The following is a 14,577-nucleotide window of genomic DNA, read 5'->3' on the forward strand; positions in this document are numbered from 1 at the left end:
TTCGCGAAACCATTTGATCATATGACAAGATGTGTATCCACCTTAACTTAATGATTTTTACCAAAATCATTAGGGGATTCATCAGAACCCAATATTGATTTTGAGCTAGCCCGTTATGCCAAAGAATACGGCATTATGCCACGATTTAATCAACAATCCCGTAATGCCTATCTGAAATTTGCCACTTCTCCTCAAGTAAAATGGCAAGGCAATTTTCGTGAGCTCAATAGTTCGATTACCCGTATGGCGACATTAGCACCACAAGCCAATATTACATTACAACAGGTTGAGCAAGAAATCGGTCGTTTACAGCAAAATTGGCAGCAAACAACCAAAAGCTATAACGATTTAATTCCAACTGAAATTGATGAATTTGATCGTTGCCAGTTAGAAAAAGTATTAGAAATATGCCAAAACAGCGCCTCCTTGTCTGAAGCAGGCCGAGTTCTATTTGCTGTTTCAAGATGTAAAAAACAGCGCAGTAACGATGCTGATCGCCTAAAAAAATACTTAGCTAAATTTGGCCTGAGTTGGGAAATAATACACAGAAATAATTGATGATCTAATAAAAAATAATTTATCAGTTTACATTTTAATAAACTTTAGTCTAGAATACGGCCGCTTTCCTGAATAGTGCTGCTGCAGGAAACAGTAATTATCTTCTCAAATTGAGAGGACGGTATTTTATTGTTTTCTAGGTGGCTATTATGTCTACATTTACCCGTTTACAAAAACGTTTATCCCGAAGTGGGATTGAAACTCATTTTAATAATGATATTTACACATTTAATAAACAAGATATTACGGCACAAGTATTATTACCTAATCCGTTACCTTTAGAAGAAAAAGCGGTTGAGCAATTACTCGATTTTGCATCGGTAACCATGCCCAATAGTGATGGCAAAGTTTGCGCTGCAAGGGCTACGCCAGACTTTCATCCTGGTACGATTGCACCAGTTGGAAGTATAGTTGCCACGACTCCTGATTTAATTATTCCTGCGGCGATAGGCACGGATATTAATTGTGGGATGCGCCTGTTTACTACAGGCTTAAGTCTTAATGAGGTGGATGAACAAAAATCAAGTCTCATTGAACAATTGAAACAAGTGTTATTGCACGATGAGCGCGATGTGCCAGTTACCCCCACTTCTTTTCAGGCGCTGTTTGATGAAGGTCTTGCAGCTTGGTTAGGAGCTTTACCGCAACAAGGTTTATGGAATAGTGTCGATTTTGAGCGGCTATCGCATGAAAATAGTAAAATTTCTGGCAATGATTTACTTTCGGCAGATAGTCAGTATGCTCCCGAAGCCTTTTTTGAAAAACGAGCGATTATTCGTCCGGCAAGTCTAGGCACAGTAGGCTCAGGTAACCATTTTGTTGAATTACAAATTGTTGATGAAATTATTGATCGCCATGTTGCTTATCAATTAGGTTTAAAGAAAGATGCTATTGTAGTGATGATTCATACTGGATCACGTGATGTCGGTTTTTATATTGGCAAGCGTTGGCAAGATAAAGCTAAAGCATTATGGCCGGTCGATCAAAAATATCCTAAATCAGGTTTATTTGCTTTGACAGACAATCATGCTCAAGAGTATTTGCAAGCGATGGGCGTTGCTGCTCGTTATGCTTGGATAAATCGCATTGTGATCACTGAGCTAGTGCGTAAAACGTTTAGTACACTCTTTAAGCAAGATGCTAGTCAACTATTGGTTGATATCTCACACAATGTCATTTTTCCTGAAAATGGCATGAATATTCATCGCAAAGGTGCAACACCTGCACATTTAGGTGAAATAGCATTGATACCAGGCTCTATGGGCGATTATTCTTATGTTGCAATAGGAAAAGGTCATCCTGATTGGTTATGGTCTTGTTCGCATGGCGCTGGACGAGCTGAAAAAAGGCAAACGATGCGTAATAAAAAATTGGCCTCTGATAACGCCTTATTGCCATGGCAATGCGTTACTTTAAAACAAGAGCGACTATTTGAGGAAGCGCCTGCAGCATATAAACCGATTACGCCAGTCATTCAAGCACAAGAGAATGCCGGTATAATCGAAACCGCTGTCAGACTTAAACCTTGGATAACCTTTAAAGTATGATGTAAAAAGATGTCAGTTTCTCCAAAAACTGGCATCTATATAGCGAGTTAATAAAGACAATGACTAATGTCATTATCTTTATTATATTAGTTTTATCATTTCTGATTTGATTTGTTATTTTAATAAATCATTAATACCCCGCAGCTAAACCATCACCACAAGGATCGATTGCACCCATTAACCTATGATTATCACCAGCAATTAAAATTGCTCAACATAACCTTACTGTGTTTTATCGCATCTATTTTTTACTAAGAAAAATTAAGACGGTATAGACTCCTCAATATTTTTTACAAAAGTTTGGGGGAAAGGTAAAAAAGTCTAAAAGATTTTATTTGAAGATTAGAATTATAATTAATCTACCAAAAGGTTAAACATGTATGCTCTTTATGATGAATAAAGTATTTACAATTACAAATTATCTACAGCGATTACCTGTTTGGATTAATCACTGCTAGGTATAAACAAAATATGATATATTACTTTTTAAGTGATTTTACAAAGTGTTATGGTAGATAATGAATAGTTAAAACAACATCAATTTTATCAATAACATTATTACTCTTAAAACTAATATTCGCTTCGTTAGCCGAAAAATTATGGCTGAATCCCAATAGCATTTAAACATTGAGTAGTGTTTTCAATTTGCAATCGGATAAACATAGCAAAACTAGAGGATCAAGGCTAAAGAAGAGTTGTAAATTATTAAAATAAAGTACGTTTTATAAATGAAATGATTGATTAAAAAAATCATAGCAAGGAATATAGAATGGAAGATAATCAAAATGGAGCGAAACAAATAGCTCAACAAGAAAATATCACCTTTGAAAAACTCACACCAACAACTCTTTCAGCTGATGAAATGATTGGTTATAACGAAGCCCTCGATTTTGTATTCAAAGAAGATGATTTGCTTAACATTGCTATTAGTGGGCCTTATGCCTCAGGAAAAAGCAGTGTAATTAAAACTTACGAAGAAAAACACCATGGAAATCTTAAAGGTATTCACATATCTCTTTCATATTTTTCACCTAATCTAAAGTCAAAAATAAAAAACATAAACCCAGATGATGAATTCACGTTTAATGATGAATTAATGTTAGAAAGAAAAATTATTAACCAACTTATTCATCAAATCGATCCAAAGCAAATTCCCGCCACAGATTTTAAAGTTAAAGCTGAGCCAAACAACTGGATTAATATAGTTTGGGCGAGCATTATTGCTTTGTTTTTTTGTTGCTTTATTTATATTGATAAAACATTACTAAATAAATGGTTAGAAGAGCCGACTCAATTAACTTTGATACTTATTGGTTCGTTATTTACTCTGATAACTTTTGTTTCTTATAAAATTATCGATCTGCAACATAGAAAAAATCTTATTAGAAAACTAAAAATCTTTCAGAATGAGATTGATATCTCATCATCAGAATGTGATGTTTCTTATTTTGATAAATATTTGGATGAGATTATTTATATCTTACGTAAATCAAAATTAGATTTTATTGTTTTTGAAGATATTGATCGTTATGATGATAATTTGATACTTAATAAATTAAGAGAATTAAATTATATCTATAATCAAAGACAAAAAAAGCGCAAAAGAAAACCAACCAAAGGAAAACCAATCAAATTTATCTATCTAATTAAAGATGAAATTTTTGAATCGAAGGAGCGCACTAAGTTTTTTGATTACATTTTACCTATTGTTCCGGTTATGGATAACTCCAATTCATTAGGAAAAATGGAAGAACTATTTAAAAATGAAAATATTTATAGTGATTTTTCAATAACTTTTTTAGACACTTTATCCTTATATCTAGATGATATTAGACTCATTAAAAATATTTGTAACGAATATATCATTTATAAGAAAAAATTACCCCACCAAGCCAGTTGGTTTAAAAAAGAAAACCTATTAGCCATTATTGTTTATAAAAATATTTTTCCAGAAGATTATTCTTTAACGCGCTTAGGTTTAGGGAACGGCGTTGTTCATCGAATTATTGAATCATTAACGCAAGTAAAAAACATTGACAATGAAACTCAAATTGAACAACTTGATAGTAAAATCCAGTTAAAAAAAGAGGAAATTAAAGATTTAGAAACGAACCATTTAGAAAGTATTGATGAGTTAGATGCTTTATATATCAAACTTCCATCCGAAATTTACTTCAATGAGTATGAATTTGATGATGGAACAAAAATTTCTGCTTTAAATAGAATAGAATTGATTTCTAGTTTGAAAAAAAATAACTATAAGATTAATAATGGATATTATGAAAAGAACACTTCTTATAAAGAAATAGATTGCAGACAGTATTTTAATGATCTTGAGCAAAATAGCGAATATAAAAATAGAAAGGAAAAATTTAAAATTATTCAAGAAAATAAAAGATTAACACGCGAAGTAGAAATTAGAACATTAGAAAAAGAAAAATTACTATTAAAATCACCTAAGAAAATTTCTGAAATAATTAAGATTCAGCAGAATAATAATATAACTATAGATACTTTGTTTAAACATCATATTTACATTAAGTCTGGCGATAAAGACTACAAAATAGAACATGAACAATATAAATCTGAATATGAAAAATTAGCATCTTCATGTTATTTCCCGCTTTTACGCACACTCATTATTCAAGGTTATATTGATGAGAATTATAATGATTATACTAGCTTCTATGATGAACAAGGGTTACCGCAAAATGATACACTATTTTTGCGTAATATTAACGAGCGAATACTAAATGACTGGCAGCTTGAATTAAAAAAAACTGAGATAGTACTAAAAAGATTAAATTCCGATAATTCAAGTAAGTTTAATGAGATTGCTGTGTTAAATTATTCTTTACTAGATCATATATTAGCAACCAACAACACAAGTGATTTATCTCAATTTATTAATTTATTAAAGTTGCATCCTGAAATTAATTTTATTAATGAATATCTAGCAAGATATTATACTTTATTAATAAATAACAACACAAAATATCAACCTAATTATCTATGTTTATTCGTGAAAGAAATAAATATTCAATTATGGGATATATGGAAATCTATTGATATATTTGACCCAAGACTCTATGTTTATCTTTCGTTTATTCATAATCAACTAATAGAATTAGAAAAAATGCATGGACTGGTTGCTCTAAAAGAGTTTATTGAAGAGCGAAATGATTTTTTATGTATTGATGAAGAATGGAATAGAGTTTTTAATTTACTTGATAATTCTCAAAATCATTTAAACAAAATAATCGATGCTTTTTCAATAATGAATATTCGGTTCAAACAAATTGAGCATTCAACCCCAGAACTCTTAACATTAGTTGAAGCAAACAATCACTATGAACTAAATTATGTTAATGTAAAACATATATTAGAAAATAGATATACTCTAACAGTTTTCGATTCTGAAATTATACAAACCCTATTAACATTAAGTGATGATGCGCCAGTTAAAGTATATTTTCAAAGTAATCCTCAACCACTGGTCCTATCTATTGTTGAATCAGATATCTCTATAATTGATGATAATGAGGATACCGTATTATTTATTCTGAATCATGATGCAATATCTTTATCTGTTAAAATAGCTTATATAGATAAAAATTTATTAACTATTAAATTATTGAGACAAGTAACCGATAAAGGTGTTTGGAATAAGCTACTTGAAAAGCAAAAAATAGAATATTCAGCAGAGAATATTGTTTACTATTTTTTAAATTATGAATTGGAAGATGAAGATGAAGATGAAAATAAGGAAAGAAAAATCAATGTTCAACTAGCCGATTTCATTAATAATGATAACGAAAATATATCACCACAACAGGCTGATTTAGAAAAATTAATATCAGATGAAGATGATCTAAATTTATTCTTTAGACAAATAATCCTAAATCCTGTCTTAAATCCTGATAAATATAGTATGTTAATTGCATGGTTTAATGGTAAGTGTTGTTCAAACTTTAATGATACAGACGTTAGTAAAGAGAACGTATCAATGCTGATTCAGCTTAAAGTTATTGGTCTAGGAGAAGAACAAGATTTAGATTTTATAAGAGAAAATTATCCAGATAATATTCAAGAATTTATTATCCATAATTTTAACGACTATATTAACAAACTAAATAAAGATTCTTTGTTAATAAATGATGAAGAAATCATAAGTCTTTTATCAGAAGAAATAAGCTTAAATAAGAAATTTTCATTATTAGCTCTAACAAAAGAACCAATTTCAATTAAAAGTAGAAACTATCCAATAAAATTACAAAACTATATTTTAAAAAATAATTTTGATGTTGATGATCTAATTTATATAACCAATCATCAATTTTATAATTCTACAACTAATGAAATAAAAGAAACAATCAAGCATTTGTGCGTTGAATATCAGGAAGAAATTTTAGAATTTAGAAAAATTTCTTATAGTTTATTAATCGAATTACTAAAAACTACAGAGTTTTCACTAGACGATAAATATATTTTGTTATGTAACCAAATAAATCAGTTAAATATTGAAGAAACCTATCAAGTATTTAAAATTTTAGAACAAGATCCCACAAATCAAAGTCTTTTTTCAAATCTATTTATATTTAAAAGACCAAGTTTTGATGATACCACCTTAAATCAAAAAATAGTAAAAGAACTGAATCAAAAATGGAAATTAAAATATGAAATAAAAGAAGATAAAATTATGGGTTATGGAAAGAAGTTAATTGAAAATTAAATCTAAATATTAATAAGTTAAATTTGTACCTTAAAAAAACTAACTAATTTAATAAATTTTGATTTAATGCTATTTGCATCAATGTATTTTTTTATAGACCACCATATGTACTATAAGTCTGTGGTTCATTTGTAAATTTAGATTAGTTAGCGATGTAATATAAGACGGTATAGACTCCTCAATATTTTTTACAAATATAATAATATTATTTTGCTTTGATATGTGGACTATTCGCATTAATATCTAACCAAGTTTGACGATAACGCTGGCGTCGTTTTGTTCGGCAATAGTTAACCAAAAGTGTAAATCCTTGTTCTTCCATCAATGTAAAAAAATAGCGTTGCCATTTAGCTGCGGTATTGGTATTAATGTCTAATTGTTGCTGAATGGTTTTATATGTTTCACCTTGCAGCAATAAATCAATAAACGGCAACCATCGTTCATGGTGAGATAACTTATTAAGTTGATATTTTTTCAGTGGATTAAAGGTTCGTCGACAGGTTTTACAACGGAAATTAAGCCTATGGCCAATGCGAATAGTATTCAAAGAGTGGCAATAATCGCAAGGCATGACAGCCGTCTTAAGTAGTCCAGTAAGCCACAACTTAAAAGCCTTAGCTTGCTGAAAAACTTCTGTTGGTTTTGCTTGAGGAAGGTTAAGAATCGCTTGATAAAGATCCGGTTCATATTGTGCTAACAACTGACGGATAACATTATCCCACCGCCGTGCTGCTCGCGCTGAAAGGTTAAACTTATCTGCAATAAAGCTATGTGGTTGATTGCTTAACGTCATTGGCGCAATATTTATGAACAATGAAGCTGGTTTAAATCGTCGACATAAAGGCGTTGTCGCCACCAAATCTGGCAACGCCAGCAAAAAACGCTCAGCGGCAAAATGTTGCTCAATTGGTAATAGAGAATGATACATGATCGTTGACCTTTTGATGGCATAGACTCCTTAATTATTTTTACAAATAATGAATACAGGAAAAGGTATAATTTTTTTATTGTTTAAAACTACTAATATCTTATTTTCTTGTTACAAATCTTGATATATTTCTTATTAGTTCAATTAATGACATCTAAGCATAGATTAAAATATGCTAAATTTGATAAGGTGATAATACAATTATCAAATTGATTAAGTATAACAAACGCTATATTGAAGATACGTAAATTCAAAGGTTTAATATTAAATAGTGAAACTTATTCCACTTCTTGCAATTTGCTGGTACTACAGATAAGTTTGGCTGTTGTGTGTTGATTTTCATCATTTGCATAAATCGCCCAGCAACTTTTCATCGATGAATCGATTTTTTTTGCCAATTGGACTTCCTCACCATTATAGCTACATTTAACGTAGTTTCCATTTTCATCATAGGCTGAATTGATTTGCCATGTGAGGTCATGTTTTTTGCCATCAATAATGCCAATTTCAGGTTTTAATTCAAATAATTTAACTGGCTCATCGGAATAAACACCAATACCACTGAGTAGTAAACTACGGTTTTTTTTCATTGAAACTTGCCAACCCTCAGGAGTTGCTTCAAGTTCGGGATGATCGGATTTAATATTGATTCGGGTTGGGCAATCAATTTCGTAAGCAGTAGCAACCCCAATAGTTGCCAACCACGCTGTTGCAATCAAACTAATTCGGTAACCTTTCATCTCATCCATCCTGTTTACATGACATATTAATCTATTATTAGTGTTGTTAATTAATTATGCCAATAATCTAAATCAAATTATTTTTAAAATGCTGTTTTTATAATAATGGTGTTGCTCGATACTGTAAATCAGGTTTTTTCAGCCAGTCCTGTGAATCAATAATCGCTAGTTCTCTAACCTCTTTTTGTTTGGTAACAGCTAATACATGATTCGCTGCATTGGCCGCTAGTTCAAATGCATTTAATTGTGATTTGCCATTGATTAAATGAGCAGTGAACAAGCTACAGATTAAATCGCCAACGCCCAATGGACGATAAGGAAAATCATATAATGGACGGGCAAGGTGATAACTTTGCGATGGTGTGGCTAATATCATTTCAAACAATTCTGTAGTTTTGCCAGCATGGACTAAATTTTTCACTAAAATTGCTTGGATAGGTTGATGTTGCAGTTTTTTGATTGCCGTTTGTACATCGCTGAAAGTTTTAATTTCGATATTCGATAATATCTGTAATTCTAATAGATTCGGCGTAATATAGTCTGCATGTTTAATCGCTTGCTTAGTGAAAAAATCAATAATATTTTGCGGCAGCGAACTTCCTTTATTAATGTCTCCGCCCATAACCGGATCGCACACATAAATGGCGTTAGGGTTATAATATTTTATCTTTTTTACTGCTTCAATAATTTCTTCACCTTGTTCGGCAAGGCCGATGTAACCTGATATAACGGCATCAATTGATTTTAAAACGCCAATTTTTTCAAGACTATTTACGATCCGTGTAATTTGCTGAGCCCCCAGCACAATACCATCATAATCGGGATAAACCGTATTACTCGATAGTTGTACTGTGTGGATCGGCATGACTTCAACGCCTTGTAATTGCATGGCTAATGTGGCAACTTTGTTGCCTGCATAGCCATAAACAACATTAGATTGAATTGATAAAACGGTTTTCATAAGTCGTTGCCTTTTTATTCATCATAATAGTGATAATGGCTTAAAAGATAGATGCTGATAATAGATAGCATTGCTAATCCACAATAAAATAGCGCTAATGGTAACCAATAAGTTTGGTAGGTAAAGATAATATAACCCCCGATCAATGGAATAAGGCTACCAAAAATAGCTGCGCAACCTTGATAGCTCATGGATAAGCCTGTATAGCGAATTCTAGCAGGGAAAATTCGGCTTAAATAACCCGCTATTATCCCATAGAAACCACTGTAACAAAGTACATTTAATGAAATACCAATAATAAAGCTAGTTTTTGTTCCTGCTTGAATAATGGGAAATAACAAAAATACGGATGCCATCGCTAATATTGCTGAAATAATTAAAAAGCGTGTTGCTGAAAACTTTTCTGAAAAATAAGAGATAAATGGTTGCGCAATAAAGTGTACCATTGCAATCCAAAATAGTGCATCAACGATGATCTTCTTCTCAACACCTAGAGCCATTGTTGTATAACCAATCATTAGTGTATTAGAAAAAATACCACTAAATGACAGTACATTGGCGCATATGGCTAATACCAGTATTGGCGTTGCCCGTTTAAACACCTCAATAATTGGCACCGACTCTTTTTGTTTCAAGCTAGCTTGCTTTTTAGCTGATTCGATAAATACGGGTGACTCGGTTAAGGTAATTCTGGCAATAATACCAACAATTAATAAAACAAAACTGACTAAAAATGGGATACGCCAATAACCGCTATCTATAAGTTTATCCGTAGGCAAGCTAATGATATAAGAAAAGACCAATAATGCGAGAATATTACCTGCCGGACTCCCCCACTGAGCAAACGATGAGAAAAAGTTTTTTAAGCCTTTGGGAGCATGTTCATTAGCCATTAATACTGCGCCACCCCATTCACCACCGACAGCAATACCTTGTAAAATACGTAATCCAACTAACAGTATCGGTGCGATGATGCCTGCTTGTTGATAAGAGGGTAACAAACCAACACACGTTGTAGCAATCCCCATTAATAGCAAGGTGATAATTAGTGATTTTTTCCGCCCTAATCGATCGCCAATATGACCAAAAATTATTGCGCCTAATGGTCGAGATAAAAAACCAACTGCAAATGAGGCAAATGCCCCTAAAACTTGCACAAATTGATTATCTGAAGGAAAGAAAAGCTGACCAAAAATTAAGACTGATGCTAACGCATAGATATAAAAATCATACCATTCAATGGTAGTACCAATAAAAGCAGCAAAAGCAACTTTTTTAGCAGATGAATTGGGCATAGTTAGACCTTGCTAAGTCAATGACTAATGTAAATTTGTAAAGACAGAGAAACTAACACAAAACCATTAATATCACAATTTGTTATCTGATAAGATAAGAAAAATTATGTAAAAAGATGATTGTTCTAATTTGAATCATAATATTGTTATTTAGAGATAATTCGTGATTATTCACAGTGGATTATTTGGGTTATTTTATTAAATAAAGAGCTTAATTGATTGCACAAAGCTGAAATTGAAGGCGCCTTAAAAATTAGCAAAAATATTAAAGTTCGCGGTTAATTAACGCATAGCAATGTAATTATCTAAGTTGTATAAAATAAGATATAGATCACATTTCTTGAATTTTAATTTGAAATCAATATTAGTTATATATACTATCGGATCCATTAAGGCATGTTACTGATTTAATTCAGGCAGGACCAAAACAAAAACTTATCTAGAAGGTGAGTTTTTGTTTTGGTCTTTTTTTTTGGATCTTTTAGAGTGAGTGTATATATGGATTATCAACAGTTAGGAATACAAATTTTGCGGTTAGTTGGGGGAAAAGATAATGTTAATTCCTTGACTCATTGTGCAACTCGTTTACGGTTTGATCTTTTTGATAAAAATATCGTTGATTGTGATGCAATCATGAAATTAACTGGTGTTATTAGTATTGTAGATAGTGGGGGGCAGTTCCAAGTAGTGATCGGTAACGAAGTCCAACAAGTGTATCAAGCTATTAGTCAGAATTTATCTAACCAAGAACATGGCAAGGTAAGAAGCAAAAAGAAAGAAGGGATACTTTCATATATTATTGGCATTATATCCACTTCATTTACGCCTGTAATTCCTGCATTAACTGGTGCGGGGATGATTAAAGCGTTATTAGCTATATGTAAATTAATGGGGGTGTTATCGCCAGATAGCCATACCTATTATTTGTTGGACATGTTGGCTGATGCGGCATTTTTCTTTATGCCTATTTTGTTAGCATATGGTGCTGCAAGTAAATTTTCGTGTAATCCTATTTTAGCTATGACTATTGCAGGTGCAATGTTACATCCCAATTTAGGAAAATTAATGGTGTTGGGTCAAGATGTTTCTTTTATTGGTATCCCGGTTAAATTAGCCGATTATTCAGGTTCTGTATTACCTATTATTATTACCGTATGGGCAATGTCTTATATTGAGCGCTTTGCTGAAAAAGTGACTCCATCAATGATAAAATTTTTTATCAAACCAATGCTTATTTTATTGATAGCAGGGCCATTAGCATTAGTCATTATTGGTCCATTTGGCATCTTACTAAATGATTTAGTTGCACAAGGGGCGGGTTATATAAATAGTAAAGCTAGTTGGTTAATTCCAATGTTAATGGGCGGGTTACAGCCATTTTTAATTATCACTGGTACAGCTTGGGCAATGACTCCAATTGCAACAGGACAGTTAAGTCGTAATGGTTCTGAAATGATTAATGGCCCTGGTATGCTAGCCTCAAATATAGCACAAGGTGCAGCTACATTATGTGTAGCAATCAAAACTAAAAATAAAAATCTAAAACAACTTGGGTATTCTGCTGGTTTCACCGCATTATTAGGTATTACCGAACCATCATTGTATGGCGTAACCTTAAAGCTAAAACGCCCATTAATTGCTTCAATGATAGGTGGTGGAGTTGCTGGCGTTTATGCAGGGGTATCTGGATTATTACGTTATGCTTTTGTATCGCCAGGATTAGCTGGTTTACCGGCATTTATAGGTGATAATCCGATGAATATTGTTCATGCTCTGGTGACATGTTGTATTGCGATAGTTGTAACATTTGTATTGACATGGTTTATGGGATTTGATGATCCAATTGATGAGGATGATTTGATTAAAACTATTGATACAGATTCAACATTATCATCAACAAATAACTTTGTTGCTGCTGATTTGAGTAATGTTATCTTAAGTAGTCCTTTAACAGGAAAAGTAATACCTCTATCAGAAGTAAAAGATGATGTTTTTTCAAAAAATTTGATAGGTGATGGTATAGCCATTGAGCCTAATCAAGGTAAAGTTGTTGCACCAATTAGCGGTAAGGTTGTCAGTTTACTTGAATCAAAACATGCGATCGGTATAAAAAGTGATCAGGGTATTGAAATTTTGATCCATATAGGACTGGATACCGTTAAGTTAGGTGGCCAATTTTTTACAGCTAAAGTTGAACAAGGTCAGCGGGTTAATGTTGGTGATGAGTTAATTGAATTTGATTTAGCGGCTATCAATCAAGCTGGTTATATGACAACTACCCCAATAATTATTTTATATTCAGATGAGTATTTTGTTGAAAATATTAAGAAAAATATGGTCACAATCGGTGAGGATCTGATATTAGTTAAAAAATCAAATCAAGGTGATAATCATGCTCTATAAAACATTAAAACCGTTTCCTCAAAATTTTTTATGGGGAGGATCAACATCGGCTTATCAGTTTGAAGGGGCATGGGATGAAGATGGAAAATCTCCATCAATTGTCGATATGTATTGCCATCCTGAAGATGTAGCCGATTTTAAAGTAGCAAGTGATCACTATCATCATTATAAAGAAGATGTACGACTTTTTGCCGAATTAGGCTTAAAAGCCTATCGTTTTTCTATTGCTTGGACGCGTATTATTCCAGATGGTATTGGTGACGTTAATCAACAAGGATTAGATTTTTATCATAACTTAATTGATGAACTTAAACGTTATGATATTGAACCAATAGTAACTCTATATCATTTTGATTTACCCTATAAATTGGACAAACAAGGTGGATGGAGTGAACGATCAACCATTGATGCTTTTGTCCGATATACTGAAGTTCTATTCCAAAATTTTGGTAAAAAAGTTAAATATTGGTTAACAATTAATGAACAAAACACCATGATTCTTCATCCTGGTGCAATTGGTGTTCCTGAAAATGGTAAATTACCAGATAAGAAAACACTTTATCAACAAAATCACCATATGTTTATCGCTCAGGCTAAAGCTATGCAGCTATGCCACACTCTTTGTCCCAATGCTAAAATTGGGCCAGCATTAAATATTACTTCAATGTATGCTGAAACTTGCCGACCTGAAGATGCTATTGCTGCTCATAATTGGGAAACTATTCGATGTTGGAGTTTCCTCGATACCGCTATTTTGGGGCGCTATAATGCGTTATTTTTAAGTTATTTACAGGATAGAGGGCTTTGCCCAACAATTTTGGCAGAGGATCTCGTTGTATTAAAAAATGCTCAACCTGATTTTATTGCCATGAATTATTATTCAACAGCAACAATTGCCGCCAGTAAAGGAAATGCTTCCGATATATCAGCCAGAGCTGGCGATCAACAAATCATGCTGGGTGAACAGGGCGTTTATCGAGCGGCGGAAAATCCTTTTGTCGATAAAACGGCTTATGGATGGGTAATTGATCCTATTGGTTTAAGATTAACTTTAAGAAAAGTTTATGAACGTTACAATTTACCAATTCTAATCACTGAAAATGGCATTGGTGCTCCAGATAAACTTAATGCAGATAATACTGTTAACGATGATTATCGCATCAACTTTATTAGCCAACATATAACCCAAATGCAATTGGCTATCACCGATGGTGTTGAACTTATTGGTTACTGCCCATGGTCTGTTATTGATGTGGTAAGTACTCATCAAGGTTATGGTAAGCGTTATGGTTTTATCTATGTTAATCGAGGCGAATTTGATTTAAAAGATATGAAACGTATCAAGAAAAAGAGTTATTTTTGGTATCAGAAATTAATTAAGGCTAATGGGCAGTTGGATAAATTGACGTAACC

At 32.5% G+C, this 14,577-nt stretch carries 9 protein-coding genes; 5 read left to right on the forward strand and 4 right to left on the reverse strand.

The features are described from left to right. Positions 1-135 precede the first annotated feature (135 nt). From H3T54_RS11375 to H3T54_RS11385, 3 genes are all read left to right on the forward strand, one after another. Positions 136-558, forward strand: coding sequence for a hypothetical protein (locus H3T54_RS11375; RefSeq protein WP_198222594.1), 423 nt, complete (start codon positions 136-138; stop codon positions 556-558). A 149-nt stretch (positions 559-707) separates the two neighbouring features. Further along, positions 708-2,105, forward strand: a complete 1,398-nt coding sequence (locus H3T54_RS11380; RefSeq protein WP_198222596.1) for an RtcB family protein — start codon at positions 708-710, stop codon at positions 2,103-2,105. Positions 2,106-2,874: 769 nt separating this feature from the next. Beyond that, the gene (locus tag H3T54_RS11385) at positions 2,875-6,837 is read left to right on the forward strand and encodes a hypothetical protein (protein ID WP_198222598.1); all 3,963 of its coding nucleotides are present in this window, start codon (positions 2,875-2,877) and stop codon (positions 6,835-6,837) included. 205 nt (positions 6,838-7,042) lie between these two features. Here H3T54_RS11385 and H3T54_RS11390 read toward each other — a convergent pair whose 3' ends face one another. The 4 genes from H3T54_RS11390 to H3T54_RS11405 form a co-directional block, all read right to left on the reverse strand. After that, positions 7,043-7,765, reverse strand: a complete 723-nt coding sequence (locus H3T54_RS11390) for an IS1 family transposase (RefSeq protein WP_198222600.1) — start codon at positions 7,763-7,765, stop codon at positions 7,043-7,045. Between the two features lie 278 nt (positions 7,766-8,043). Next, positions 8,044-8,505 (reverse strand): STY0301 family protein, encoded by a 462-nt coding sequence (locus H3T54_RS11395; protein WP_198222602.1) that lies wholly within the window; start codon positions 8,503-8,505, stop codon positions 8,044-8,046. A gap of 97 nt (positions 8,506-8,602) precedes the next feature. Further along, positions 8,603-9,466 carry a pyridoxal kinase PdxY gene (gene pdxY, locus H3T54_RS11400; protein ID WP_198222604.1) on the reverse strand — a complete coding sequence of 288 codons (864 nt, stop codon included), beginning with the start codon at positions 9,464-9,466 and terminating at the stop codon, positions 8,603-8,605. A gap of 14 nt (positions 9,467-9,480) precedes the next feature. Next, positions 9,481-10,761: an MFS transporter gene (locus H3T54_RS11405; protein ID WP_198222606.1), complete on the reverse strand. Its 1,281-nt coding sequence runs from the start codon at positions 10,759-10,761 to the stop codon at positions 9,481-9,483. A 498-nt stretch (positions 10,762-11,259) separates the two neighbouring features. Here H3T54_RS11405 and H3T54_RS11410 point away from each other — a divergent pair, with 498 nt between their 5' ends. Continuing rightward, positions 11,260-13,164 carry a beta-glucoside-specific PTS transporter subunit IIABC gene (locus H3T54_RS11410; RefSeq protein ID WP_198222608.1) on the forward strand — a complete coding sequence of 635 codons (1,905 nt, stop codon included), beginning with the start codon at positions 11,260-11,262 and terminating at the stop codon, positions 13,162-13,164. Then, the gene (locus H3T54_RS11415) at positions 13,154-14,575 is read left to right on the forward strand and encodes a glycoside hydrolase family 1 protein (RefSeq protein ID WP_110448796.1); all 1,422 of its coding nucleotides are present in this window, start codon (positions 13,154-13,156) and stop codon (positions 14,573-14,575) included. Before H3T54_RS11410 ends, H3T54_RS11415 begins: the two co-directional genes overlap by 11 nt. Positions 14,576-14,577: the final 2 nt, after the last annotated feature.

This window comes from Gilliamella sp. B14384G10 (assembly GCF_016101685.1).
GTDB classification, from domain to species: Bacteria; Pseudomonadota; Gammaproteobacteria; order Enterobacterales; family Orbaceae; genus Gilliamella; species Gilliamella apis_A.